Annotated in this window: 24 protein-coding genes and 1 riboswitch; of the genes, 20 read left to right on the forward strand and 4 right to left on the reverse strand. The window is 66.4% G+C overall.

Going from position 1 to position 24,018, the window contains the following annotated elements; all coding sequences use genetic code 11:
* Positions 1-47: 47 nt before the first annotated feature.
* Together U5A52_RS33510 and thpR are read left to right on the forward strand one after the other, a co-directional pair.
* On the forward strand, positions 48-1,514 hold the full coding sequence (locus tag U5A52_RS33510) for a glutamate synthase subunit beta (RefSeq protein ID WP_321915907.1): 1,467 nt from the start codon (positions 48-50) through the stop codon (positions 1,512-1,514).
* A 167-nt stretch (positions 1,515-1,681) separates the two neighbouring features.
* Positions 1,682-2,242 carry an RNA 2',3'-cyclic phosphodiesterase gene (thpR, locus tag U5A52_RS33515; protein WP_321938255.1) on the forward strand — a complete coding sequence of 187 codons (561 nt, stop codon included), beginning with the start codon at positions 1,682-1,684 and terminating at the stop codon, positions 2,240-2,242.
* 44 nt (positions 2,243-2,286) lie between these two features.
* Here the strand turns inward: thpR and U5A52_RS33520 are convergent, their stop codons facing one another.
* The 4 genes from U5A52_RS33520 to U5A52_RS33535 all read right to left on the reverse strand — a co-directional run bounded on the left by U5A52_RS33520 (position 2,287) and on the right by U5A52_RS33535 (position 7,795).
* Positions 2,287-3,651, reverse strand: a complete 1,365-nt coding sequence (locus U5A52_RS33520; RefSeq protein ID WP_321915905.1) for a D-amino acid dehydrogenase — start codon at positions 3,649-3,651, stop codon at positions 2,287-2,289.
* Positions 3,652-3,700: 49 nt separating this feature from the next.
* The gene (locus U5A52_RS33525; protein ID WP_321938256.1) at positions 3,701-4,996 is read right to left on the reverse strand and encodes an MFS transporter; all 1,296 of its coding nucleotides are present in this window, start codon (positions 4,994-4,996) and stop codon (positions 3,701-3,703) included.
* A gap of 277 nt (positions 4,997-5,273) precedes the next feature.
* Positions 5,274-6,041 (reverse strand): SDR family NAD(P)-dependent oxidoreductase, encoded by a 768-nt coding sequence (locus U5A52_RS33530; RefSeq protein WP_321938257.1) that lies wholly within the window; start codon positions 6,039-6,041, stop codon positions 5,274-5,276.
* Positions 6,038-7,795 carry an ABC transporter ATP-binding protein/permease gene (locus tag U5A52_RS33535; protein WP_321938260.1) on the reverse strand — a complete coding sequence of 586 codons (1,758 nt, stop codon included), beginning with the start codon at positions 7,793-7,795 and terminating at the stop codon, positions 6,038-6,040. The genes U5A52_RS33530 and U5A52_RS33535 overlap by 4 nt, the downstream gene beginning before the upstream one ends.
* 286 nt (positions 7,796-8,081) lie before the next feature.
* A riboswitch (TPP riboswitch) is annotated at positions 8,082-8,195 on the forward strand.
* 248 nt (positions 8,196-8,443) lie between these two features.
* Here U5A52_RS33535 and U5A52_RS33540 point away from each other — a divergent pair.
* The 18 genes from U5A52_RS33540 to hisB all read left to right on the forward strand — a co-directional run bounded on the left by U5A52_RS33540 (position 8,444) and on the right by hisB (position 24,012).
* Positions 8,444-9,592 (forward strand): FAD-dependent oxidoreductase, encoded by a 1,149-nt coding sequence (locus tag U5A52_RS33540; protein WP_321915901.1) that lies wholly within the window; start codon positions 8,444-8,446, stop codon positions 9,590-9,592.
* A gap of 42 nt (positions 9,593-9,634) precedes the next feature.
* The gene (gene thiS, locus U5A52_RS33545) at positions 9,635-9,832 is read left to right on the forward strand and encodes a sulfur carrier protein ThiS (protein WP_028213309.1); all 198 of its coding nucleotides are present in this window, start codon (positions 9,635-9,637) and stop codon (positions 9,830-9,832) included.
* 81 nt (positions 9,833-9,913) lie between these two features.
* Entirely contained in the window at positions 9,914-10,729 is an 816-nt protein-coding gene (locus tag U5A52_RS33550; RefSeq protein ID WP_321915900.1) for a thiazole synthase, read from the forward strand.
* Complete coding sequence (thiE, locus tag U5A52_RS33555) at positions 10,726-11,838, forward strand: thiamine phosphate synthase (RefSeq protein ID WP_321938262.1); 1,113 nt, start codon at positions 10,726-10,728, stop codon at positions 11,836-11,838. Before U5A52_RS33550 ends, thiE begins: the two co-directional genes overlap by 4 nt.
* A gap of 168 nt (positions 11,839-12,006) precedes the next feature.
* Positions 12,007-12,828 (forward strand): ABC transporter ATP-binding protein, encoded by an 822-nt coding sequence (locus U5A52_RS33560; protein WP_321938263.1) that lies wholly within the window; start codon positions 12,007-12,009, stop codon positions 12,826-12,828.
* Complete coding sequence (gene mlaE, locus U5A52_RS33565; protein ID WP_321938264.1) at positions 12,825-13,601, forward strand: lipid asymmetry maintenance ABC transporter permease subunit MlaE; 777 nt, start codon at positions 12,825-12,827, stop codon at positions 13,599-13,601. Before U5A52_RS33560 ends, mlaE begins: the two co-directional genes overlap by 4 nt.
* Positions 13,602-13,674: 73 nt before the next feature.
* Positions 13,675-14,226, forward strand: a complete 552-nt coding sequence (gene mlaD / locus U5A52_RS33570; protein WP_321938266.1) for an outer membrane lipid asymmetry maintenance protein MlaD — start codon at positions 13,675-13,677, stop codon at positions 14,224-14,226.
* A 14-nt stretch (positions 14,227-14,240) separates the two neighbouring features.
* The gene (locus tag U5A52_RS33575; protein ID WP_321938268.1) at positions 14,241-15,257 is read left to right on the forward strand and encodes a VacJ family lipoprotein; all 1,017 of its coding nucleotides are present in this window, start codon (positions 14,241-14,243) and stop codon (positions 15,255-15,257) included.
* Between the two features lie 188 nt (positions 15,258-15,445).
* Positions 15,446-16,078, forward strand: a complete 633-nt coding sequence (locus tag U5A52_RS33580) for an ABC transporter substrate-binding protein (RefSeq protein WP_321915894.1) — start codon at positions 15,446-15,448, stop codon at positions 16,076-16,078.
* Positions 16,075-16,347: a lipid asymmetry maintenance protein MlaB gene (locus U5A52_RS33585; RefSeq protein WP_321915893.1), complete on the forward strand. Its 273-nt coding sequence runs from the start codon at positions 16,075-16,077 to the stop codon at positions 16,345-16,347. The genes U5A52_RS33580 and U5A52_RS33585 overlap by 4 nt, the downstream gene beginning before the upstream one ends.
* A 289-nt stretch (positions 16,348-16,636) precedes the next feature.
* Positions 16,637-17,563 carry an ABC transporter ATP-binding protein gene (locus U5A52_RS33590; RefSeq protein ID WP_321915892.1) on the forward strand — a complete coding sequence of 309 codons (927 nt, stop codon included), beginning with the start codon at positions 16,637-16,639 and terminating at the stop codon, positions 17,561-17,563.
* Positions 17,560-18,315, forward strand: a complete 756-nt coding sequence (locus tag U5A52_RS33595; RefSeq protein WP_321915891.1) for an ABC transporter permease — start codon at positions 17,560-17,562, stop codon at positions 18,313-18,315. Before U5A52_RS33590 ends, U5A52_RS33595 begins: the two co-directional genes overlap by 4 nt.
* A gap of 15 nt (positions 18,316-18,330) precedes the next feature.
* Complete coding sequence (locus tag U5A52_RS33600; RefSeq protein WP_028206568.1) at positions 18,331-18,570, forward strand: BolA family protein; 240 nt, start codon at positions 18,331-18,333, stop codon at positions 18,568-18,570.
* 108 nt (positions 18,571-18,678) lie between these two features.
* The gene (gene murA / locus U5A52_RS33605; protein WP_321915890.1) at positions 18,679-19,941 is read left to right on the forward strand and encodes a UDP-N-acetylglucosamine 1-carboxyvinyltransferase; all 1,263 of its coding nucleotides are present in this window, start codon (positions 18,679-18,681) and stop codon (positions 19,939-19,941) included.
* A complete protein-coding gene (gene hisG, locus U5A52_RS33610; RefSeq protein ID WP_321915889.1) occupies positions 19,938-20,636 on the forward strand; it encodes an ATP phosphoribosyltransferase in 699 nt (232 codons plus the stop codon). Before murA ends, hisG begins: the two co-directional genes overlap by 4 nt.
* A 116-nt stretch (positions 20,637-20,752) precedes the next feature.
* Positions 20,753-22,072, forward strand: a complete 1,320-nt coding sequence (gene hisD / locus U5A52_RS33615) for a histidinol dehydrogenase (protein WP_321938269.1) — start codon at positions 20,753-20,755, stop codon at positions 22,070-22,072.
* 221 nt (positions 22,073-22,293) lie between these two features.
* Positions 22,294-23,370 carry a histidinol-phosphate transaminase gene (hisC, locus tag U5A52_RS33620; RefSeq protein WP_321938270.1) on the forward strand — a complete coding sequence of 359 codons (1,077 nt, stop codon included), beginning with the start codon at positions 22,294-22,296 and terminating at the stop codon, positions 23,368-23,370.
* Positions 23,371-23,424: 54 nt separating this feature from the next.
* On the forward strand, positions 23,425-24,012 hold the full coding sequence (hisB, locus tag U5A52_RS33625; RefSeq protein WP_028218451.1) for an imidazoleglycerol-phosphate dehydratase HisB: 588 nt from the start codon (positions 23,425-23,427) through the stop codon (positions 24,010-24,012).
* The last annotated feature ends 6 nt before the right edge of the window (positions 24,013-24,018 follow it).

Consider the following 24,018-nt stretch of genomic DNA (forward strand, 5'->3'; position numbering starts at 1 on the left):
GCGGGCGCGGTCCCCTCACCGAATAGATAGAGATAGACGAGAACCCTATGGGTAAGGCAACCGGTTTTCTCGAGTTCGAGCGCCAGCATGAGGCGTACGAAGCACCGCTCACGCGCGTGAAGCACTACAAGGAATTCGTGGCGGCGCTCTCCGACGCCGACGCGAAGGTCCAGGGCGCGCGCTGCATGGACTGCGGCATCCCGTTCTGCAACAACGGCTGCCCGGTCAACAACGTCATTCCGGACTTCAACGACCTCGTGTTCCGCCAGGACTGGAAGAGCGCGATCGACGTCCTGCATTCCACGAACAATTTCCCCGAGTTCACGGGCCGCATTTGCCCGGCGCCGTGCGAAGCGGCGTGCACGCTCGGCATCAACGACGATCCCGTCGGCATCAAGTCGATCGAGCACGCGATCATCGACAAGGCCTGGACCGAAGGCTGGGTCGAGCCGCAAGTCGCGAAGCACAAGACGGGCAAGAAGGTTGCCGTGGTCGGTTCGGGCCCGGCAGGCCTCGCTGCCGCGCAGCAACTCGCGCGCGCTGGCCATGACGTGACGGTGTTCGAGAAGAACGACCGCGTCGGCGGCCTGCTGCGCTACGGCATCCCCGACTTCAAGCTGGAAAAGTGGCTGATCGACCGCCGCATGCGCCAGATGGAAGCCGAAGGCGTGACGTTCCGCACCAACGTGTTCATCGGCAAGGGCGAACTGCCTGCCTGGATCGGCAACACGGCGAAGGAAACCATCTCGCCGGACGAGCTGAAGGAACAGTTCGACGCGGTCGTGATCGCGGGCGGTTCGGAAACGCCGCGCGACCTGCCGGTGCCGGGCCGCGAACTCGAAGGCATCTACTACGCCATGGAGTTCCTGCCGCAGCAGAACAAGGTCAACGCCGGCGACAAGCTGCCGAACCAGCTCGTCGCGAAGGGCAAGCACGTCGTGGTGATCGGCGGCGGCGACACGGGCTCCGACTGCGTGGGCACCTCGAACCGTCATGGCGCGAAGAGCGTTACGCAGTTCGAACTGCTGCCGCAGCCGCCCGAGGAAGAGAACAAGCCGCTCGTGTGGCCGTACTGGCCGATCAAGCTGCGCACGTCGTCGTCGCACGAGGAAGGCTGCTCGCGCGACTGGGCGGTCGCGACCAAGCGCCTTGAAGGCAAGAACGGCAAGGTCGAGAAGCTGATCGCCGCGCGCGTGGAGTGGAAGGACGGCAAGATGGTCGAAGTGCCGGGCTCGGAGTTCGAAATGAAGGCCGATCTCGTGCTGCTCGCCATGGGCTTCACGCAGCCGGTTTCGCCGGTGCTCGAAGCATTCGGCGTGGAGAAGGATGCGCGCGGCAACGTGCGTGCCTCGACCGAAGGTGAAAAGGCGTACTACACGTCGGTCGACAAGGTCTTCACCGCCGGCGACATGCGCCGCGGCCAGTCGCTCGTGGTGTGGGCGATCCGTGAGGGCCGTCAATGCGCACGTTCCGTCGATGCGTATTTGATGGGCAGCTCGGAGCTGCCGCGCTAAATCCGGTGTGCCCCGCAATAGACGGGACACATGGGAGACGGCAGGAGACGCAACGACAGAAGCCGGGCACCCGCGAGGGTGACCCGGCTTTTTTACGTACGCGCCACTCAGGCTGACAGACAGGGTTACCATGACGCGATTGCCCGACCGAACGAGGCCCGCCGATCATGTCCGAAGCCCGCGAGACCGATCGTGACACGCAGCAATGGCGGCGCTGCTTCATCGCGCTTGCGCCCACTGCGGCGTCGCGCGATGCGCTCGCCGCGCTGGACGTGCCGTCCAACGCACGGCGCGTGCCTTACGCCCAGCTCCATCTGACGGTGACGTTCATCGGCGCGATGTCGTTCGACCAGGGGGACGTGCTCTCGCGGCGGCTCGCGGAGCACGCGCTGCTCATTCCGCCCGCGCCGGTCACCCATATCGAATGCTGGCCGGGACGCGCGCATCCGCGCCTCATGGTCGCCGTGCTCGCGATGTCGGACGCATTCACGGCGCTCGACTGGGGCGTGCGCTCGCTAATGGGAGATGTGGGATTACCGCTCGACGCGCGCGCGTTCCGCCCGCACGTGACGCTCGCGCGATTCGCTCGCGACGCCGTGGGTGCACCGGCGGCAAGCGGCGGCGAAGCGCTGCCGCCGTTGTGCTTCGAGTCGCTGGTGCTGTATTCGAGCACGCTCGCGAAGCAGGGCGCGCGCTACGAGGCGCTGGCGAGCGTTGCGCTCGAGTGAGGCGCCGCCGCGCGTTGGCCTGCCTGCCGCCGCTTGGTGGCGACTTATTGACGATACCGGGCCAGCGTCAAACCATCGAGATCGATTTCCGGCGAGCGCTGCGTGACGAGGTCCGCGAGTACGCGGCCCGAGCCCATCGACATCGCCCAGCCGGTCGAGCCGTGCCCGACGTTCAGCCACAGGCCATCGACGCCCGACGTGCCCAAGAGCGGCGCGCCGTCCGGCACCATGGGCCGCCTTCCCACCCAGAATTGCGCCGACGACGGCGTTGCCGCGTGCGGGAACCAGTCGTCGAGCACTTTCATGAGCGTCTGCAGCGCCTGCTCGCGCAGCGTCGCGCGGTGGTCGCCCAGCTCCGCAGTGCCCGCCACGCGCAGGTACGGGCCGAAGCGCGTGATCGCCGTCTTGAGCGATTCGTCCATGAGCGCGGCGCGCGGAGCCTTTTGTTCGTCGACCACGGGCAGCGTGGCTGAATACCCTTTCACCGGATACAGCGGCACGCGCACGCCCAGCGGCGCGACCAGCGCCGCGCTCTCCACGCCCAGCGCGACCACTACGGCGTCCGCGGCGAGCGTGTAGGGCGTATCGTCGGCGGGCTCGTTGCGCTCGGCCGGGCGCAGGACCTCGGCCGGCGCGCGGCGCTGCTCGCGCCGGTCCTTGCGGTTGTTCGCCTTGCGCCGGCCGGGCACCGCCCGCACGCGCACGCCGTTCACCTTGCCGCCTGCGGCTTCGAGCGCGAGCACCTCGGTATCGAACAGAAACGTCACACCGCGCGCTTCGCACACGGAGCGCAGCTCGCGCGTGAAGCGTGCGCAGTCGCCAGCCTCATCTTCCGGGAGATAGACGCCCGCCACCGGTTTCACGCGCGACCATGCGAGCCCCGGCTCGACCTGCGCGCAGGCGGCGGCATCGAGTTCGCGATAGACGATGCCTGCATCGCGCAACACGCCGAGCGCCGGTTGCGCGAGTTCGAGGTCGTACTCGCTGCGAAAGAGCTGCAGATAGCCCTGGCTGCGCCCGTACTCGAACGCGTGCGTGGCGCGAAACGCGTGCAGGCATTCGCGGCTGTAATAGGCGATGCGCTGCATGCGCTGCTTGTTCACGCGAAAGCGCGCGAGATCGCATTCGCGCAGCCAGCGCGCGATCCAGCGCCACTGCGCGGCGTCGAGCGTCGGCCGGAAGATGAGCGGCGAGGTGGGCTTGAGCAGATATTTGATGAGCTTCGCGGGCATGCCCGGCGCGGCCCACGGCGTGACATAGCCGGGCGCGATGACGCCGGCGTTGCCGAAGCTCGTGCCGAGCGCGACGCCCGGCTCCCGTTCGACGACGGTGACGTCGCAGCCTCGTTCGCTCAAATAATACGCAGTAGCGACGCCGATCACACCGGCGCCGAGGACGATCGTTTTCATGCCGGTCGCACAACAGGGGGGGACGTTCGGTATTGCAGCATGTTCGCGCTCATCGTGCAGTGGACTCCGCAGCCGGGCGCTCGCCCGCAGCAGCAGGCACTTCCTCGGTCAGCACTTTGCCCTTCGTTTCCGGCAGACACAGCGCCGCGACGATCACGAGCAGATAGCCTGCGCCGGCCACCACGCCGATCGCTTTCACGAGCGAAGTGGTCTGCGCGAACACGCCCACCAGAATGGGGAAAAACGAGCCGAGGCCGCGCCCGAGGTTGTAGCAGAAGCCTTGGCCCGAGCCGCGGATCGCGTTCGGGTACAGCTCGGAGAGATACGCGCCCACGCCCGCGAAAATGCCTTGCACGACAATGCCGAGCGGAAAGCCGAGCAGGAGCATGGCGGTGTCGGTAATGGGCAGCATCGTATAGGCCATGCCGAGCGCAAACGAGCCGATGGCGAACAGGACGAACGAGGCGCGCCGGCCGATCTTGTCGCAGAGAATCGCGCCGACGATATAGCCCGTGAACGAGCCGACGATCAGCACGATCAGATAGCCGCTCGTGTTGAACACCGAGAGGTGGCGCACCGTCTTGAGGTAGGTGGGCAGCCACGTGGTGATCGCGTAGTAGCCGCCGAGCATGCCGGTGCACAGCGCGCTGCCGAGCACGGTGGTGGCCAGATGCGCGGGCGAAAAGATCTGCATGAAGTGGCTGTGCGTCGCGCCGCTTTCGCGCGCGCGGCGCGTGGCGACGAACACGTCGGGGTCGCTCACGTTGCGGCGCACGTAGAGAATCCACAGCGCCGGCAAGATGCCGATCCAGAAACACGCGCGCCATGCGTATTCCTCGGGGAGCAGGGCGAAGAAGGCCCAATAGAGGATGGCGGCCGCGCCCCAGCCGACCGACCAGCTGCTCTGCACCGTGCCCACCGCCTTGGCGCGATGCTGCGGCGAGCGGATCGTTTCGGCCATCATCATCGTGACGACCGTCCATTCGCCGCCAAAGCCGATGCCTTGCAGCGTGCGCGTGGCGAGCAGTTGCCAGAACGAATGCGTGAAGCCGGAGAGGCAGGTGAAGACCGCGAAGGTGGCGATGGTCCACTGCAGCACGCGCACGCGGCCGTAGCGGTCGGCGAGGATGCCGGCGAGCCAGCCACCGATTGCCGAAGAGATCAGCGAGCTGGTCGCGATCATGCCGGCCTCGCTCTTGGTCATGCCCCAGGTCGCGATGAGCGTGGGGATCAGGAACGAGTAGATCATGAAGTCGAACGCGTCGACGGCGTAGCCGCCGAAACCCGCGTAGAGCGTGCGCCGCTCGCGCCCGTTCAACTCGGTGAACCATTGAAAGTAGCCCATCGCGTGTCTTCCCCCATATTTGTTGTGTGCGCAACGGGCTGCGTGAGCGGCGTGTGCGGCGCTTGCGACCCGGCTGGCGCAAACGCCCTGGGTGGCGGGTGCGCTCGACGCTGGCGGGCTGCGCGGTGCAACGCCGCCCGTCTCAGGTGTGCTGGGTGGGTATTTTACGGTGCGAAACCGTACTGAGGCGAGGGGCAATTTGGGGCGCCCGCCATCGTCTTGTACCGATGTTTAGTTCGATAGCAAGCGAACGATGGCGCGCGAGGGCCGCACGGCGCTACAACGTGAGCCCGCCATCGACGTGGATCACCTGGCCCGTGATGTGGCGCGCGGCGTCTGAAAGCAGGAAGGCGATGAGTTCGGCGACATCGGCGGGGTCGGCCACGTGGCCGAGCGGCGTTTCCTGCGCCGCGCGCTCCCACACCGGCGCGTTTTCTGGCGTGGGGCCTTTGTCCTTGCGCGTATAGCCGGGCGCGACGCAGTTCACGGTCACACCGTGCGGCGCCAGCTCCGCGGCGGCGGTTTTCGCCAGCGACTCGAGCGCGGCCTTCGCTGCGGCAGTCGCGGCGAACGGCGCGCCGGCGCGGTAGCGGTGCGCGACGAACGAACTGAGCGCGACCACGCGGGCGCGCGCCGAGCGTTCCAGCGCCGGCTGCGCGCGTTGCACGAGCGCAGCGAACGCGGCGGGCATGGCCGCGAACGCGCCTTCGAGCGATGCGGCGTCGAGCGCGGCGAGCGTCTGGCGCTGTGCATGCCCGGCGTTGGCCACGACCTGGTCGAGCGCGCCGAAGTGCGCAAGCGTGGCATCAACGAGTGCCGCTGCGTTGCCGCGCTCCGCGAGATCGCCGCAGGTTGTGGCGCAGATCGCGCCCCGTTGCTCACAATCCGCCATGACGGTCATGAGACGGGCACGCGACGCCTCGTCCGCGCCGCGCGCATGCAGCATCAACGAAACATCTGGCGCTGCGATGCGACGCGCGAGCGCCGCACCGATACCCGAGCCCGCGCCCGTGATCAGGACGACGCGCGCCGCGCTTGCGCTCACGCGGCAACCCGCTCTTCAGGCATACGCTCGATCTCGAGCGTTTCGTGGTGGTACGCCGCAAGCGACTCGCGGTGCGCGACGCTCACGATCGCCGCCTTCGGCAGGCGCTCCACGAACAGCTTGTAGAGACGGCTTTCGTTGTCGGGGTCGAGCGCGCTCGTTGCTTCGTCGAGGAACAGATAATCCGGTTTGTGCAGCAGCACGCGCGCGCCCGCAAGGCGTTGCTGCTCGCCCGGCGAGAGCACGCGCGACCAGTGCGCCGATTCGCCGAGACGATCCGCATATTCTTCGAGGCGGCAGGCGCGCAGCGCGTCGCGGCAGTCCTCGTCGCTATAGTCGTCGGCGGGCGAGGGGTAGGTGAGCGCCGCCTTGAGCGTGCCGATGGGCAGATAGCTCTGCTGCGGGATGAACATCATGCGTGCATCGACAGGCGCGTCGATCGAGCCTTCGCCGAACGGCCAGAGGCCCGCGAGCGCGCGCATGAGCGTGCTCTTGCCTGCGCCCGAGGGGCCGCGCACGAGCCAGCGCGAACCCGGCTTGATGGCGATGTCGCGCACTTCGGAAAGCGGCATGCCGTTGGGCAGCGCGAGCTTGAGGTGCTCGGTGGCGAGTTCGTTGCTGTCGATGAAGTGCAGGTTGATGCCGCCGTGCTCGGTGGCGGGCGAGACCGATTCCTTCAGTCGCGGCGAGTGCACCACACGCACGAATTCGCGCAGACGATTCACGGTGGCGCGCCATTCGACCAGCGTGGAGTAACTGTTGATGAACCACGAGAACGAATCGCTCACGGTGCCGAACGCCTGCGAAATCTGCATGAGCACGCCGAACGTGAAGGCGCCCGCGAAGTAGCGAGGCGCGGCCACGACGAGCGGGAAGATGATGGCGATCTGGCCGTAGAAGCTCAGCACGAAGGTGAGGCGCTTCGTGTACTTCATCACGCGCCACCAGTTGTCGCGGATGTGCAGGAAGAGGCCTTGCGCGTTGCCGCGCTCGGTGTCCATGCCGTCGTAGAGCGCGATCTGCTCGGCGTTCTCGCGCAGGCGGATCAGGCCGAAGCGGAAGTCCGCCTCCACCTTTTGTTGCTGGTAGTTGATCGACACGAGCGGGTGGCCGACCTTCTGGATCACGACCGAGCCGAACACGGCGTAGAGCGCGGCGGCCCAGACCATGTAGCCCGGAATCGCGAGCGGCGTGCCGCCCAGCGTGATCGTGAGCGCACCCGCGAGCGTCCACAGGATCGTGATGAACGAGATCAACGTGACGACCGTGGAGAGCAGGTCGAGCGTGAGCGAAAGCGTGGTCGTGGCGAACGACTGGAGGTCGTCGCTGATCCGCTGGTCGGGGTTATCGGCGAGGCGGTCGCGCTCGATTCGGTAGAACGCGCCCTTGCCGAGCCAATCGCTCAGAAAGCGCGTGGTGAGCCACTGGCGCCAGCGAAACCCGAGCATCTGGCGCAGATACCGGCCATACACCGCGAGGATGATGAAGCCGAACGCCAGTTCGGTGAAGGTCATCAACAGAGGCGGAAAGCGCTTGACGTCCTTGGCCTGCAACGCGTTGTAGAACTCCGCGCTCCAGCCGTTGAGCCGCACGTTGATCCACACGACGAGCAGGTTCATCACGATGATCGCGACGAGCAGCCCCCAGGCGATCCAGCGTTCCTCGGAGACCCAGTAGGGCTTGATCAGGCTCCACGCGGTGATCTTCTGGTGCTCGTTCTGATCGGGCGTGGCGCGGGCAGGTTGATTGGTCATGTGCATCCTGAAGGTGTGGCCGCCCGTTGGGGGCATGCGCTGCATGCCGCATGGCGGCTGCGGTGCAGCGATTTTTGCAGCGATTCTGTCGCCGGGCGCTTAAGTGAGTCTTAATGGGCAAAAAGCGGAGACAAAAGCGCACGCCGGCGCCGCCGTAGCGTGGCGGTCATTGTCTCACCGCGCGGGCTCGTGAGGCGAAAGCGGCGGGCTCAGGCCATTGTGCCAGAGCAGGCGTCCCGCTCCGCCGAGGTTTGCGGGCCGCGCGCCTTTTGTGGTCTAATCGACCTTGACGAAACAGGGGTGCTTCACCGGTATGCGGGGCATGCCGTACTGAGGCTGAGAGAGACCCTTCGCACCCGATCCGGGTAATACCGGCGCGGGAAGTTTCCAGAAAGTCTTACCGGAGCGCCCAGCATTTGCAGGGGCGCCAGGATTCCCGCCGGGCTGCGCTTTGGGCGCACGGGTTCGTACGAATTCCTTATCGGGACGTACGGGCCGTCTGCGCCGCATAGCCTCCACGGTCGGCCTTGCCAGCCGGTTTCGTCCTTGGGTACGTCTGCTGCTGCCGTACGGAAAGGATACGATGACCGCCTATTCTCTTTGTTCCCCGATTTTTATCGCGTTCGCGCTGCGTGACGGAGCGCCGTCATGAGTCGCGCTCATCACCGTAGTGCGGGCAGCGTGCCCGACTTCGCCGTGCTCGGCGGCGGTTTGAGCGGCCGGCTCGTCGCATGGCGGCTCGCCGGCTCCGGCCATCGCGTCGCGCTCTACGAGCGTGGCGGCCCCGAAGGCGGCGAGGCCGCGGCCTGGGTCGCGGCGGCCATGCTCGCGCCGCTCGCGGAGGCCGCCGTTGCCGAGTTGCTCATCACCGAGCTTGGTGTCGCGTCGCTCGAAACCTGGCCGCGCATCCTGGCCGAGTTGCCGGAGCCCGTGTTCTTCCAGCGCAATGGCACGCTCGTGGTCTGGCATACCGCCGATCGCACCGAAGCCCCGCTCTTCGAGCGCCGCGTGCGCGCGAACGCGCCGCGTTCGCTGGCCGACGCGAACTTCGTCGCGCTCGCCGGCGCGCAGCTCGACGCCGCCGAACCGGCGCTCGCCGGGCGCTTCGCGCGCGGCTGGCTGCTCGAAGGCGAGGGCCAGCTCGACAATCGCCAGGCGTTGGCCGCGCTGGCGGCGGGGCTGGCCGAGCGCGGCGTGCAAACGCACTGGCACACCACGGTCGACGAGGCTAATCCGCCGCCTGCGCGCGTGACGATCGACTGTCGCGGGCTAGGCGCCAAACCTGTGCTGCCGGGTTTGCGCGGCATTCGCGGCGAGGTCGCGCGCGTGCACGCGCCGGGCATCACGCTCACGCGCCCCGTGCGGCTCTTGCATCCGCGCTATCCGCTCTATATCGCGCCCAAGGAAAACGACGTCTTCGTGATCGGCGCGACCGAGATCGAAGGCGAGGACCGTTCGCCCGTGAGCGTGCGCTCGGCGCTCGAGCTGCTGAGCGCGGCGTTTGCGGTGCATCCGGCGTTCGGCGAGGCGCGCATCCTCGAGTTGAACACGCAGTGCCGCCCGACGCTGCCCGACCACCGCCCGGCTCTTATTTGGGACGGCAAGACCACGCTGCGCGTGAACGGTCTCTACCGTCACGGCTTCATGATCGCGCCGGAAGTCGCCGACGAAGCCGCGCGCATTGCGCAAGCGCTGCTCGATGCGCGCGTGAACGACGCCGAGTCCTTCGAGTCGCTGCGCCGCGCGTCGCGCTGGAGCGAGATGCTGCACGCGCAGGGCGCACACGAGCCGGCGTGACGCATCGCCAGAATCAAACCGTAGTCTGAGAACGTATTTGCCATGGACATTCATATCAACCAGAAGCCGATCACGCTGCCCGAGGGCGCGACGGTCGCCGATGCGCTCGCCGCATTTGGCGCGCGTCCGCCGTTCGCCGTCGCGCTGAATGGCGATTTCGTGGCGCGCGCCCAGCATGGCGCGCGCGCGCTCCAGGCGGGCGACCGCCTCGACGTCGTGAGCCCCGTGGCCGGCGGCTGAGCCTCGCTCGCCCAGGCCGCCGGTCGCGCGCATCGCATGTATCGCGAGCGCTTTCACGACACCGCCCAAGGATTCCAACCCATGACCACCACTCCCACCGCCGACGCGCTCACGCTCTACGGCGAAACCTTCGCGAGCCGCGTGCTGCTTGGCACGTCGCGCTATCCGTCGCTGCAGTCGCTCGCCGATTCGATGGCGGCCGCGCGCCCCGGCATGATCACCGTTGCGCTGCGCCGCCAAATGAACGAGGGCACCGCCGAAGCGGGCTTTTTCGATCTGCTCAAGCGCCAAGGCGTGCCGCTCCTGCCGAACACGGCTGGCTGCCTCACCGTCAACGAGGCGGTCACGACCGCGCACATGGCGCGCGAAGTCTTCGAAACCGACTGGATCAAGCTCGAACTGATCGGCGACGACTACACGCTGCAGCCCGACCCGGTCGGCCTGATCGAGGCCGCGGCGCGCCTCGTGAAGGATGGCTTCAAGGTGCTGCCGTACTGCACCGAGGACCTCGTGATTGGCCGCCGTCTGCTCGACGCGGGCTGCGAAGCGCTCATGCCATGGGGCGCGCCGATCGGCACCGGCAAGGGCGTGATCAATCCGTACGGTCTGCGCGTGCTGCGCGAGCGCTTGCCCGATGTGCCGCTGATCGTCGATGCGGGCCTCGGCGTGCCGTCGCATGCCTGCCAGGTGATGGAGTGGGGCTTCGACGGCGTGCTGCTCAACACGGCCGTTTCGCAGGCCACGCACCCCGAGGCGATGGCGCGTGCGTTCGCGCTGGGCGTCGAGGCGGGGCGCGCCGCGTTTCTCGCCGGGCCGATGGCCGAGCGCGAGGCGGCGGTTGCGAGCACGCCCGTGGTCGGCATGCCTTTCTGGCACCAGGATGGAGACAAGCGATGACTGAAACGCTGCGACTGCAGGACCGCGAACTGTTCTGGCCGCCCGCCGACGAACTCACCGAAACGGCGGAGCGCATTCGCGCGCGCCTCGGCGACTGGCAGCCCACGCATGCGCCGTGGCGCATCTGTCTCACGCCGCCTGACGCGCCCAACGGCGGCGATCTCATCATCGTCACCGACGCGGCGCCGCACCTGACCCACATCGCGCGCTGGATGACCGACGGCGCGGGCGTGATCGAAGCCGCCGGCGAGAACCCGAAGGCCGCGCGCGCCACGCTGCATCTGGGTGGCGAGCGCTACGCGCTCGAAGGCGAGCTGGCGGAAGACTGGATCCCCGCGCTGGCGGCGTTCCTCGACTGCGGGTTCGACCCGCACGACGCGCTCGTGCTCGCGCTCGCCTGGCGCGACGGCGACGAAGAGCAGGCCGACGCCTGGCCCGTCGACATCAAGCGCTTTCCGCGCGTGCTGGGCCTGCCTGCCGCGCCCGCGCAGCCGTTCGCGCCGTGCCCCGCGAAGCTCGGCCTGTATCCGGTCTTGCCCACGGCCGACTGGGTCGAGCGCGTGCTCGACTACGGCGTGAAGACAGCGCAACTGCGCAGCAAGCAACCGAAATCCCCGGCGCTCACGAGCGAAATCGAGCGCTGCGTCGCGGCGGGCCGCAAGCACGACGCGCAGCTTTTTATCAACGATCACTGGCAGGAGGCCGTCGCGGCCGGCGCCTACGGCGTGCACCTCGGCCAGGAAGACCTGCGCGAAGCCGACCTCGGCGCGATCGCGGCGGCAGGCGTGCGTCTTGGCCTGTCGACGCACGGCTACTTCGAAATGCTCACGGCGCTCCATTTCCGTCCGAGCTACCTCGCGTGTGGCGCCGTCTTCGCCACCACGACCAAGGCGATGCCCACGGCGCCCCAAGGCCTCGCGCGTCTCGCCCGCTATGTGAAGCTGCTGGACGGCGTCGTGCCGATGGTGGCCATTGGCGGCATCGACGGCAATGTGCTGCCGGAAGTGCTCGCCACGGGCGCGGGCAGCGCGGCGGTGGTGCGCGCCGTGACCGAGGCGGTCGATCCGGCTGCCGCGGTTGCTGCATTGCGCAACGCGTTTACGCAATAATGGTCCGCCCTGGCTTGGAGGCTGCGCCGCGTGCGCACCCTCCGGCCAGGGGGCCGCAACCCGCAGTGGCGGGTGGCGCGGCTTACATCAACGGATCAGGGTGCGTCACGGCAGGTTTTACACGATGGCCCTATAATCCCGCCTTCGTGTAAATGGACAGTCAGCCACGTGCCCTCAACCTCTGAGACCCTACTGGAACTGCGCGACGTCGACTTCGGCTACGGCGATCGGCTCGTCCTGTCCGGCCTGAACATGCGCTTCCCGCGCGGTCAGGTGGTGGCAGTCATGGGCGGTTCCGGTGGCGGAAAAACGACAGTGCTGCGCTTGATCGGCGGCCTCGTTCGCGCCCAGCGCGGCCAGGTGCTGTTCGGCGGGCAGGACGTCGGCGCGCAATCGCGCGACGGCCTCTACGCCCTGCGCCGCAAGATGGGCATGCTCTTCCAGTTCGGCGCGCTCTTCACCGACATGTCGGTATTCGAGAACGTGGCTTTCGCGCTGCGCGAGCACACCGATCTTCCCGAAGAGCTGATCCGCGACCTCGTGCTCATGAAGCTCAACGCCGTCGGCCTGCGCGGCGCGCGCGACCTCGCGCCGTCGGAAATCTCGGGTGGCATGGCGCGCCGCGTCGCGCTCGCCCGCGCCATCGCGCTCGACCCCGAACTCATGATGTACGACGAGCCGTTCGCGGGTCTCGACCCGATTTCGCTCGGCATCACCGCGAACCTCATCCGCACGCTCAACGACGCGCTCGGCGCGACCTCGATCCTCGTCACGCACGACGTGCCCGAGTCGTTCGCGATCGCCGACTACGTGTATTTCATGGCGAACGGCCGGGTGCAGGCGCAGGGCACGCCCGACGAGCTGCGCGCCTCGACCGATCCGATCGTGCGCCAGTTCATCGACGGCGCGCCGGACGGCCCGTTCCGGTTCCATTACCCGTCGAACCAGCCGCTCGCAGCGGACTTCGGCATCGGCGGAGGCCACTCATGATCGGCGCCATCAGCTCGATCGGGCGCACGGTGCTCGAGACCATCGCGCGCGCAGGGCATGCCACGCGTTTTTTCATGCGCCTCGTTCTCGAATTCTTCCCGCTGCTGCGCCGGCCACGCCTTGTCACGAAGCAGATCCACTTCGTCGGTAATTATTCGCTGTTGATCATTGCCGTGTCGGGCCTTTTCGTGGGCTTCGTGCTTGGCCTGCAGGGCTACTACACGCTCAACCGCTACGGCTCCGAGCAGGCGCTCGGGCTGCTGGTCGCGCTCTCGCTCGTGCGTGAACTCGGGCCCGTCGTCACCGCGCTGTTGTTCGCGGGCCGCGCAGGCACCTCGCTCACGGCCGAGATCGGCCTCATGAAAGCGGGCGAGCAGCTCACCGCCATGGAAATGATGGCCGTGGACCCCGTGCGCGTGGTGGTCGCGCCGCGCATGTGGGCGGGCGTGATCGCCATGCCGATCCTCGCGGCTATCTTCAGCGCGGTCGGCATTCTGGGCGGCTACGTGGTCGGCGTGCTGCTGATCGGCGTGGACGCCGGCGCGTTCTGGTCGCAAATGCAGGGCGGCGTGGACGTCTGGGCAGACGTGGGCAACGGCGTGATGAAGAGCATCGTGTTCGGCTTCGCCGTGACCTTCACCGCGCTCTATCAGGGCTACGAGGCGAAGCCCACGCCTGAAGGCGTGTCGCGCGCGACCACGAAGACGGTCGTGTACGCGTCGCTCGCGGTGCTCGGCCTCGACTTCCTGCTCACCGCGCTGATGTTCAGCTAAAGACGCCGGGCAGTGACCCGGCCGCGCGGCGCGCGTATCAGCGTCGCCGCAACGGATTCTCATTGGGATGACGATGAAAAAGAATGCTCTCGACTTTTGGGTCGGCCTGTTTGTGGTGCTGGGCTTTATCGCGCTGCTGTTCCTTGCGCTGAAGGCCGGCAACATGAGTTCGCTGTCGTTCCAGTCCACCTACCCGGTGAAGCTCAAGTTCGACAATATCGGCGGACTCAAGCCGCGTGCGCCGGTGAAGAGCGCCGGCGTGACCGTGGGCCGCGTGGCTTCGATCGGCTTCGACTCCAACACCTACCAGGCGCTGGTGACGATCAACCTCGACCAGCAGTACCAGTTTCCGAAGGACACGTCGGCGAAGATCCTGACGTCCGGCCTGCTCGGCGAGCAGTACATCGGACTCGAGCCGGGCGGCGACTCGGAAATGCTCAAGGCCGGCGACACCATCTCGATGACGCAGTCGGCCATCGTGCTCGAAAACCTGATCGGCCAGTTCCTCTATAGCAAGGCGGCCGATTCGGGCGCCGCCAAGCCGTCCAGCGGCGCGAGCACGGATGCGGCGCCTGCTGCGGCACCCGCGCCGGCCCCGGCACCGGCGGCTTCGGCGGCCCAATAAGAAGGAGAACAAGAATGACGACCATACGCATGCGCGCCATTACGATTGGCGTCGCAGCGCTTGCACTCGGGGGCTGTTCGACGGTGCAGACGCCGTCCAAGGACGATCCGTGGGAAGGCTTCAACCGCACGATCTACACGTTCAACGACAAGGTTGACACGTACGCGCTCAAGCCGGTGGCGCAGGGCTATGTGAAGGTCACGCCGCAGCCTGTGCGTGACAGCGTGACGAACTTCTTCGCGAACATTGGTGACGTTTACAACGCGGCGAACAACTTCCTGCAGTTGAAGATCACCGACGGTGTCGAGGACATCATGCGGATCGTGATCAACACGGTCTTCGGCCTGGGCGGCCTGTTCGACGTCGCGACGCTCGCGAAGCTGCCCAAGCACAACCAGGACTTCGGTCTCACGCTCGGTCATTATGGCGTGCCGCCGGGCCCGTACCTCGTGCTGCCGCTGTTCGGTCCGAGCACGGTGCGTGACGGCGTGGGCCTCGTGCCCAACTACTTCATCAATCCGCTCACCTATGTGGATCCGGCCGCGCTCTCGTGGGGCCTCTACGGCCTGAACGTGGTGAGCACGCGCGCCAATCTGCTGGGCGCGAGCGATTTGCTCGAAGGCGCGGCGATCGACAAGTATTCGTTCATCCGCAACGCCTATTTGCAGCGCCGCCGCTATCTGCTGTCGGATGGCCGTGCGTCTGACAACAATCTGCCGGATTACGGCGATGGCGCGCCGCTGCCGAAGTACGACGACACCGACGAAGGCGCGGCGCCTGGCGCGGCGGCGCCCGCGTCGGGCGCGGCTACCGGTGCCGCGGTCCCCGCTTCGGGCTCCGCGCGAGCGGCTACGCCTAACGCGGCGAGCATGGCGCCCGCGTACCCCAACGGCGAGACGACCGCTCCGGCCACGCCGGAAAGTCCGGCCGGCGCCTCGGCGCCGGTGGGCGCGTCGGGAACCACCGTGCCCGGCGACCAGATGATCCCGCCTGCGCGCATCGGCTTCCCGGGCATGCTGCGTCTGCGTTGAGCGCCGCGCTCCGGCCGGGCGTTGCGCAATGCACCGCCTCGCCGGAGCGTTCTTCTGGCATAAACGTCTGACGTAACAAGCAGAAACGCTTGTCGCACTTTGCTGTCAGTTTTTGACATAGCGAGATACAACTCGCGTGCTATCGTTGGCTCCAACGGGGCGATGTCCCCCAACTAGCAGGACTGGATATGAAAAAATTCTTTCTGTACCCGTTTTTCGCCATGTTTTTTTCGTTTGCCGGCGGCGCGTTCGCTCAAACGGTAGACACCAGCAATCCCGACGCGATGATCCAGACGGTCACGCAGCAGGTCATGAGCCAGATCAAGGGTGACAAGTCCATCCAGTCCGGCGACATCAGCAAGATCACGCAGCTCGTCAACGAAAAGATCCTGCCGTACACCGACTTCCGCCGCACCACGCAGCTCGCGATGGGCCGCAACTGGCGCACCGCCACGCCGGAGCAGCAGCAACAGGTCATCGAGCAGTTCAAGACGCTGCTCATCCGCACGTACTCGGGCGCGCTCGCCCAGGTGCGCGACCAGGAGATCCAGTACAAGCCGTTCCGCGCGAACCCGGACGACACCGACGTCGTGGTCCGTTCGACGGTCGTGAACGGCGGCCAGCCGATCGAGCTCGACTATCGCCTGTACAAGACGCCGCAAGGCTGGCGCGTGTATGACATCAACGTGCTTGGCGCATGGCTCATCCAGGCGTACCAGCAGCAGTTCCAGGAGAAGATCCAGCAAGGCGGCGTGGACGGCCTGATCCAGTTCCTCACGCAGCGTAACCAGCAACTCGCTTCGGGCAAGGCGACCTCGTGAGCGAGCGCTTCGCCACCGGCGCAAACCTGACCCATGAGAGCGCGAAGGCCGCGCTCTCGGCCGGGTTTGCGCAAATCTCAGCGGGCGCAACCGCTGTGGACTGCGCCGCGCTCACCCAGTTCGATTCGTCGGCGCTCGCCGTGCTGATCGCCTGGCAGCGTGCCGCGCATGAGCGCGGCGCTTCGCTTGCCGTGCTCAATTTGCCCCCCGCGCTCGCGTCTCTCGCGCGCGCCTACGGCGTCGATTCGCTCCTCGACGAGCGACATTGACCCGCGTCGCCTGGCCGGACGATTGTGTTCGAGCGGCATATCGCCACACTGCTGCCGCACAGCCAGGCTGACGCACTTCCCCCTCCAGGGCCAGGCCGTGCTTTCCGACTTGGCCTATAATCAACCGTTTTTTGGGCGCTGCCTCGGCGCAAAAAGCACGGCTTGGCAGGTAAAAAGCGTGCACTGAGACAGCAAAGCCGGCCTCGTAAGCCGTCCCCAATTCCGGTCTTCCCCGCAGCATTGATGCACTCTTGAGCCGCGCCGTTCGCAAACGGGCGGCGTATTAGTCATGCCAGCCATAGAAATCCGTAACGTCAAGAAGCGCTACAAATCGCTTCAGGCGCTCAAGGGCGTCAGCTTCACGGTCGAAGACGGCGAGTTCTTCGGGCTGCTCGGCCCGAACGGCGCGGGCAAGACGACGCTCATCAGCATTCTTGCCGGCCTCGCGCGCGCAGACGAGGGCTCGATCGCCGTGCGTGGTCACGATGTCGTCGCCGACTACCGCAACGCACGCCGCAATCTGGGCGTCGTGCCGCAGGAACTGGTGTTCGATCCGTTCTTCACCGTGCGCGAGACGCTGCGCATCCAGTCCGGCTACTTCGGTCTGCGCAATAACGACGCGTGGATCGACGAAGTCATGGCCAATCTCGACCTCACCGAGAAAGCCGACGTGAACATGCGCGCGCTGTCGGGCGGCATGAAGCGCCGCGTGCTGGTTGCGCAGGCGCTCGTGCATCGTCCGCCCGTGATCGTGCTCGACGAGCCCACCGCCGGCGTGGACGTGGAACTGCGCCAGACGCTCTGGAAGTTCATCGCGCGCCTGAACCGCGAAGGGCACACCATCGTGCTCACCACGCACTATCTCGAAGAAGCCGAGCAGTTGTGCGACCGCATCGCCATGCTGCGGCGCGGCGAGATGGTCGCGCTCGAGCGCACGACGGCGCTGCTGCAGCGCTTCGCGGGCACGCAGCTTTTCCTGCGTTTCTCGGAAGGCGTGCTGCCGAGCGATCTGCGCGCGCTCGAAGTCGATCCGTCCAACGCCAGCGCACACCAGCACCTGCTGCGCCTCGCGAGTTACGACGACGTGGAGCGCATTCTCGCGAAGTGCCGCGCGAACGGCTGCAAGCTCGAAGAAGTGGAAGTGCGCAAGGCCGATCTGGAGGATGTCTTTGTGCAGGTGATGAACGGTCCTGAAGTGCTCGAGGGTCTCGCATGAGCGGTTTCCGTACGCTGTTCTACAAGGAAGTGCTGCGCTTCTGGAAGGTCGCTTTCCAGACCGTGCTCGCACCCGTCATTACCGCGCTGCTCTATCTCACGATCTTCGGCCACGCGCTGCGCGGCCACGTGGAGGTGTACCCGGGCGTGGAGTACACGAGCTTCCTGATTCCCGGCCTCGTGATGATGAGCGTGCTGCAGAACGCCTTCGCGAATAGCTCGTCGTCGCTGATCCAGTCGAAGATCACGGGCAATCTCGTATTCGTTCTATTGCCGCCGCTCGCCGCATGGGAGATGTTTGGAGCCTACGTGCTCGCCTCGATCGTGCGCGGCCTCGCCGTTGGCGCGGGCGTGTTCGTCGTGACGATCTGGTTCATTCCGATGAGCTTCGCCGCACCGTTCTACATCATCGCTTTCGCGGTGCTCGGCTCGGCGATCCTCGGCACGCTCGGTCTGATCGCCGGGATCTGGGCGGAGAAGTTCGACCAGCTCGCGGCGTTTCAGAACTTTCTCATCATGCCGCTCACGTTTCTTTCGGGCGTGTTTTATTCGACGCATACGCTGCCGCCCGTGTGGCGCGAGGTGTCGCGGCTCAATCCGTTCTTCTACATGATCGATGGCTTTCGCTTTGGGTTCTTCGGCCTGTCCGATATCAATCCGCTCGTGAGCCTTTCGATCGTTTTCGTGTTTTTCGTGGCGCTTGCCACGCTCGCCATGCGTTTGCTCGCGAGCGGGTACAAGCTGCGTCACTAAGCAGGAGCCATACTCATGTTGCCGACTCCGGAACAGATCAAGCAGTACATCTCGGCAGGGCTCGCGTGCGAGCACCTCGAAGTCGAAGGCGATGGCCAGCACTTCTTCGCGACGATCGTCTCCTCAGCATTCGACGGCAAGCGCTTGATCCAGCGCCATCAGCTCGTCTACGCGGCGCTCGGCGACCGCATGCGCGAGGAAATCCACGCGCTCAGCATGAAGACGCTCACGCCCGCCGAATGGCAGAACGCATAATCTGGAATCTCAGTGCGAATTACCCAGGACAAAGACGCCGCCGCGAGCGGCGCAGCTCAACATCAAGCGACCCAGCAAGCCGGCCGCACCGATCAGGAAACCTCAGGCATGGATAAACTCGTCATCGTCGGCGGGCAGAAGCTCGCAGGGGAAGTGGTTGTTTCCGGTGCGAAGAATGCGGCGCTGCCCATCCTCTGCGCAGGCCTTCTGAGCGCCGAGCCCGTTCATCTCGACAATGTGCCTGACCTCCAGGACGTGCGCACCACGCTCAAGCTGCTCAATCAGATGGGCGTGCGCACCGAGCAGGACGGCCACCGCGTGCAGCTCGACGCCTCGAAGGTGAACAACCTCGTGGCGCCGTACGAGCTCGTGAAGACCATGCGCGCGTCGATCCTCGTGCTCGGGCCGCTCGTCGCGCGCTTTGGCGAGGCGAAGGTGTCGCTGCCGGGCGGCTGCGCGATCGGCGCGCGCCCCGTGGACCAGCACATCAAGGGCCTGCAGGCAATGGGCGCCGAGATCAACATCGAGCACGGCTTCATCGAGGCGCGCGCGAAGCGCCTGAAGGGCGCGCGCATCGTCACCGACATGATCACGGTCACCGGCACGGAAAACCTGCTGATGGCCGCCGTGCTCGCCGAGGGCGAAACGGTGATCGAAAACGCCGCGCGCGAACCCGAAGTGGGCGACCTCGCGCACCTGCTCGTGGCAATGGGCGCGAAGATCGAAGGCATCGGCACCGACCGCCTCGTCATTCAGGGCGTGGACAAGCTCCACGGCGCGCACCACACCGTTATTCCCGACCGGATCGAAGCGGGCACGTTCCTGTGCGCGGTCGCGGCCGCGGGCGGCGACGTCACGCTGCGTCACGTGCGTCCGCACATTCTCGATGCCGTCACGGACAAGCTGCGCGAAGCGGGCGTGACGATCGAAGAGGGCGACGACTGGATGCGCGTGCGCATGCACGAGCGCGCGCGTGCCGTGAACCTGCGCACGTCCGAATACCCGGCGTTCCCGACCGACATGCAGGCGCAGTTCATGGCGCTCAACACGATCGCGGACGGCACCTCGCAGGTCGTCGAGACGATCTTCGAGAACCGCTTCATGCACGTGCAGGAACTGAACCGCCTCGGCGCTCACATCACGATCGACGGCAAGACGGCGCTCGTCGCCGGCGTCGAAAAGCTCTCGGGTGCGAAGGTGATGGCAACCGACCTGCGCGCTTCGGCAAGCCTCGTGATCGCAGGCCTGTGCGCCGACGGCGAAACGCTGATCGACCGCATCTATCACCTCGACCGCGGCTATGACCGCATGGAGGCGAAGCTCACGAAGATCGGCGCGAACGTGAAGCGGATCAAGGGGAGCGCGGCATGAGCACCGTCGAGTCCAAGCCCACGCCAGCGGCCGCGGCCAGCGCGCCGCTGACGCTTGCGCTCTCGAAGGGCCGCATCTTCGAAGAGACGATGCCGCTGCTCGCCGCGGCCGGCGTGCATGTGACCGAAGACCCGGAAACCTCGCGCAAGCTGATCCTGCCGACCACCGACCCGAACCTGCGCGTGATCATCGTGCGCGCCACCGACGTGCCCACCTACGTGGAGTACGGTGCGGCCGACTTTGGCGTGGCGGGCAAGGACGTGCTCAACGAGCACGGCGGCGGCGGGCTGTATCAGCCGATCGATCTCGACATCGCGCGCTGCCGTCTTTCGGTGGCCGTGAAGGCGGGCTTCGATTACGCGAATGCGGTGCGCCAGGGCGCGCGCCTGCGCGTGGCGACCAAGTACACGGAAGCCGCGCGCGAGCACTTCGCGGCCAAGGGCGTGCACGTCGACCTCATCAAGCTGTACGGCTCGATGGAACTCGCGCCGCTCGTGGGTCTCGCGGACGCGATCGTCGACCTCGTCAGCACGGGCGGCACGCTGCGCGCGAACAATCTGGTCGAGGTGGAAGAGATCATGGAGATCTCGTCGCGCCTCGTCGTGAATCAGGCGGCGCTCAAGCTCAAGCGTGCCGCGCTGCGGCCCATCATCGACGCGTTCGAACGCGCGTCGCGCGGCGCGCAGTCGGCCTGAACAGGCTGGCCGAGTCGAAAGCAACGAGCACTAAGGGCAGGCGCAATGACGCGCCGCCTCGCGCGCAGCGCATCTCAAAAGGCGTGGCGCGCACAACGTAACGGATGGATACCAGCATGGCTATCACGATGCGCAAACTCGATTCCAGCGCCGAAGGCTTCAAGAAGGCGCTGCACGCGGTGCTCGCCTTCGAGGCGAGCGAGGACGAGGCCATCGAGCGCTCCGTCGCGCAGATTCTGGCCGATGTGAAGGCGCGCGGCGACGCCGCCGTGCTCGACTACACGAACCGCTTCGACCGCCTCTCCGCGACGAGCGTCGCAGCGCTCGAACTGCCGTTTTCCGAACTCGAAGCGGCGCTGGAGAGCCTCGAGCCCAAGCAGCGCGCGGCGCTCGAAGCGGCGGCGGCGCGCGTGCGCGGCTACCACGAGAAGCAGCGCATCGAGTGCGGCTCGCATAGCTGGCAGTACACCGAAGCGGATGGCACGGTGCTCGGCCAAAAGGTCACGCCGCTCGACCGCGTAGGCCTTTATGTTCCCGGCGGCAAGGCCGCGTATCCGTCGTCCGTGCTGATGAATGCGATTCCCGCGCGGGTGGCGGGCGTGCGCGAAATCATCATGGTCGTGCCCACGCCCGACGGCGTGAAGAACCCGCTCGTGCTGGCGGCGGCGCTGCTCGGCGGCGTCGATCGTGTGTTCACGATCGGCGGTGCGCAGGCCGTGGCCGCGCTCGCGTACGGCACGAACACGATTCCGCCCGTCGACAAGATCTGCGGGCCGGGCAACGCCTACGTCGCTTCGGCCAAGCGCCGCGTGTTCGGCACGGTTGGCATCGACATGATCGCGGGCCCCTCGGAAATTCTTGTGATCTGCGACGGCACGACCGATCCGCGCTGGGTGGCCATGGACCTGTTCTCGCAGGCCGAGCACGACGAGCTCGCGCAGTCCATCTTGCTGTGCCCGGACGAAGGCTTCATCAAGCGCGTGGAAGACGCCATCGCCGAATTGCTGCCCAGCATGCCGCGCGCCGAAGTCATTGCCACGTCGCTCACGAACCGCGGCGCGCTCGTGAAGGTGCGCGACATGGCGGAGGCCTGCGCCATCGCCAACGAGATCGCGCCGGAGCACCTCGAAATCTCGGCGCTGGAGCCGCAGAAGTGGGGCGCCGAAATCCGCCACGCGGGCGCGATCTTCCTTGGCCGCTACACGAGCGAAAGCCTCGGCGACTACTGCGCTGGGCCGAATCACGTGCTGCCTACGTCTCGTACCGCACGTTTCTCCTCGCCGCTCGGCGTCTATGATTTCATCAAGCGTTCGAGCCTCATCGAAGTCAGCGCGGAAGGCGCGCAGACGCTCGGTGAGATTGCGGCCGAACTCGCCTATGGCGAAGGCCTGCAAGCGCACGCGCGCAGCGCCGAATTTCGCATGAAGCCGGTGTGAAGCACGCCTCACAACTTGCAGAAGCGGGTTGAATGAGCCGCCGCGCGGCATGGAGACGTTGCGCGACGGCAGGCCCCGCAAGTGTGCGCGTGCCGCAGTTTGCACCCGCCGTTCGACCCGTAGTGACCCACACGCAGCAGAGACCACGACGATAACCAGGGCCGCCGGCTTGCCGAGCGGTCCGTGCCGGCGGCCTCGCTTTTCGCGAGCCGCTTTTCGACATGACGACACCACAAGACATCATCCGTCGCGACGTGCTCGCGATGACGAGTTACCCCGTGCCCGACGCTTCCGGTTTTGTGAAGCTCGATGCGATGGAGAACCCGTTTGCACTGCCCGCCGACCTTGCAGAGCAACTGGGCGAACGCCTCGCGGCAGTCGCGCTGAACCGTTATCCCGCGCCGCGTCCCGAAGCGCTGATCGCCAAGCTCAAGCAGGTCATGCGCGTGCCGGCCGACTGCGACGTCCTGCTCGGCAACGGCTCGGACGAGATCATCAGCATGGTGACCACGGCGTGCGCGAAGCCGGGCGCGAAAGTGCTGGCGCCGGTGCCGGGCTTCGTCATGTATGCGATGTCGGCGAAGTTCGCGCAGGTCGAGTTCGTCGGCGTGCCGCTCAAGGCGGACTTCACGCTCGACCTCGAGGCGACGCTCGCGGCCATCGCGGAGCACACGCCGGCCGTGATCTGGCTGGCATATCCGAACAACCCCACGGGCACGCTGTTCGCCGACGCCGACATCGAGCGCGTGATCGCGGCCGCTGCGACGGCGAAGAGCCTCGTGGTGATCGACGAGGCCTACCAGCCGTTCGCGATGCAAAGCTGGATGCCGCGCGTGGGCGAGTTCGACAACGTGGTCGTAATGCGCACGATGTCGAAGCTTGGGCTCGCAGGCATACGCCTCGGCTATCTGGCCGGGCGTCCGACGTGGCTCAACGAGTTCGACAAGGTGCGTCCGCCGTATAACGTGAACGTGCTCACGCAGGCGGCCGCAGATCTGTTGCTCGACCATGTGGATGTGCTCGACGCGCAGGCCGCGCAATTGCGCGCACAGCGTGCAGCGCTCGCGGCCGAAGTGGCGAAACTTCCGGGCGCCCAGGTGTTCGAAAGCGCGGGCAATTTCCTGCTCGTGCGCGTGCCCGACGCGGCCGCGGTTTTTGACACGCTGCTGTCTGCCCGGATTCTGATCAAAAACGTGGGTAAAATGCACCCATTGCTTGCGAACTGTGTGCGCCTGACCGTTGGCACCCCCGACGAAAACGCACAATTGCTCGCTGCCCTGAAGCTCGTGCTCCGTTAAGCCGAAGCCTCGTTCTCCCACTCTCCTGTTACGGGCTGTTTGAAGGAAATTGCCATGCGCGTCGCGCAAGTCGTTCGCAACACCAGCGAAACGCAAATCCGCGTGAAACTCAATCTGGACGGCACCGGCGAGCAAAAGCTCGCGACCGGCGTGCCGTTTCTCGACCATATGCTCGACCAGATCGCACGACACGGTCTGATCGATCTGGAAGTCGAGGCGCATGGCGACACGCATATCGACGACCACCATACGGTGGAAGACGTCGGCATCACGCTCGGCCAGGCGGTGGCGCAGGCCATTGGCGACAAGAAGGGCATTCGCCGCTACGGTCACGCCTACGTGCCGCTCGACGAGGCGCTCTCGCGCGTCGTGATCGACTTCTCGGGCCGTCCGGGCCTCGAATTCCACGTGCCGTTCACGCGCGCGCGCATCGGCACGTTCGATGTCGACCTGTCGATCGAGTTCTTCCGCGGCTTCGTGAACCACGCCGGCGTGACGCTGCACATCGACAATCTGCGCGGTCTGAACGCGCACCATCAGATGGAAACCGTGTTCAAGGCATTCGGCCGCGCGCTGCGCCAGGCCGCCGAACTGGACGAACGTCAGGCGGGCAAGATTCCGTCGACGAAGGGCAGCCTCTAAGGGGCG

Source organism: Paraburkholderia sp. J8-2 (genome assembly GCF_905220195.1).
GTDB lineage: Bacteria > Pseudomonadota > Gammaproteobacteria > Burkholderiales > Burkholderiaceae > Paraburkholderia.

Bases quoted from the DNA above. Each gene is read 5' to 3' on its own strand.
- U5A52_RS33510 (WP_321915907.1), top strand. From the start codon at position 48: ATGGGTAAGGCAACCGGTTTTCTCGAGTTCGAGCGCCAGCATGAGGCG.
- thpR (WP_321938255.1), top strand. From the start codon at position 1,682: ATGTCCGAAGCCCGCGAGACCGATCGTGACACGCAGCAATGGCGGCGC.
- U5A52_RS33520 (WP_321915905.1), bottom strand. From the start codon at position 3,651: ATGAAAACGATCGTCCTCGGCGCCGGTGTGATCGGCGTCGCTACTGCG.
- U5A52_RS33525 (WP_321938256.1), bottom strand. From the start codon at position 4,996: ATGGGCTACTTTCAATGGTTCACCGAGTTGAACGGGCGCGAGCGGCGC.
- U5A52_RS33535 (WP_321938260.1), bottom strand. From the start codon at position 7,795: ATGACCAATCAACCTGCCCGCGCCACGCCCGATCAGAACGAGCACCAG.
- U5A52_RS33540 (WP_321915901.1), top strand. From the start codon at position 8,444: ATGAGTCGCGCTCATCACCGTAGTGCGGGCAGCGTGCCCGACTTCGCC.
- thiS (WP_028213309.1), top strand. From the start codon at position 9,635: ATGGACATTCATATCAACCAGAAGCCGATCACGCTGCCCGAGGGCGCG.
- U5A52_RS33550 (WP_321915900.1), top strand. From the start codon at position 9,914: ATGACCACCACTCCCACCGCCGACGCGCTCACGCTCTACGGCGAAACC.
- thiE (WP_321938262.1), top strand. From the start codon at position 10,726: ATGACTGAAACGCTGCGACTGCAGGACCGCGAACTGTTCTGGCCGCCC.
- mlaE (WP_321938264.1), top strand. From the start codon at position 12,825: ATGATCGGCGCCATCAGCTCGATCGGGCGCACGGTGCTCGAGACCATC.
- mlaD (WP_321938266.1), top strand. From the start codon at position 13,675: ATGAAAAAGAATGCTCTCGACTTTTGGGTCGGCCTGTTTGTGGTGCTG.
- U5A52_RS33575 (WP_321938268.1), top strand. From the start codon at position 14,241: ATGACGACCATACGCATGCGCGCCATTACGATTGGCGTCGCAGCGCTT.
- U5A52_RS33580 (WP_321915894.1), top strand. From the start codon at position 15,446: ATGAAAAAATTCTTTCTGTACCCGTTTTTCGCCATGTTTTTTTCGTTT.
- U5A52_RS33590 (WP_321915892.1), top strand. From the start codon at position 16,637: ATGCCAGCCATAGAAATCCGTAACGTCAAGAAGCGCTACAAATCGCTT.
- U5A52_RS33595 (WP_321915891.1), top strand. From the start codon at position 17,560: ATGAGCGGTTTCCGTACGCTGTTCTACAAGGAAGTGCTGCGCTTCTGG.
- U5A52_RS33600 (WP_028206568.1), top strand. From the start codon at position 18,331: ATGTTGCCGACTCCGGAACAGATCAAGCAGTACATCTCGGCAGGGCTC.
- murA (WP_321915890.1), top strand. From the start codon at position 18,679: ATGGATAAACTCGTCATCGTCGGCGGGCAGAAGCTCGCAGGGGAAGTG.
- hisG (WP_321915889.1), top strand. From the start codon at position 19,938: ATGAGCACCGTCGAGTCCAAGCCCACGCCAGCGGCCGCGGCCAGCGCG.
- hisD (WP_321938269.1), top strand. From the start codon at position 20,753: ATGGCTATCACGATGCGCAAACTCGATTCCAGCGCCGAAGGCTTCAAG.
- hisC (WP_321938270.1), top strand. From the start codon at position 22,294: ATGACGACACCACAAGACATCATCCGTCGCGACGTGCTCGCGATGACG.
- hisB (WP_028218451.1), top strand. From the start codon at position 23,425: ATGCGCGTCGCGCAAGTCGTTCGCAACACCAGCGAAACGCAAATCCGC.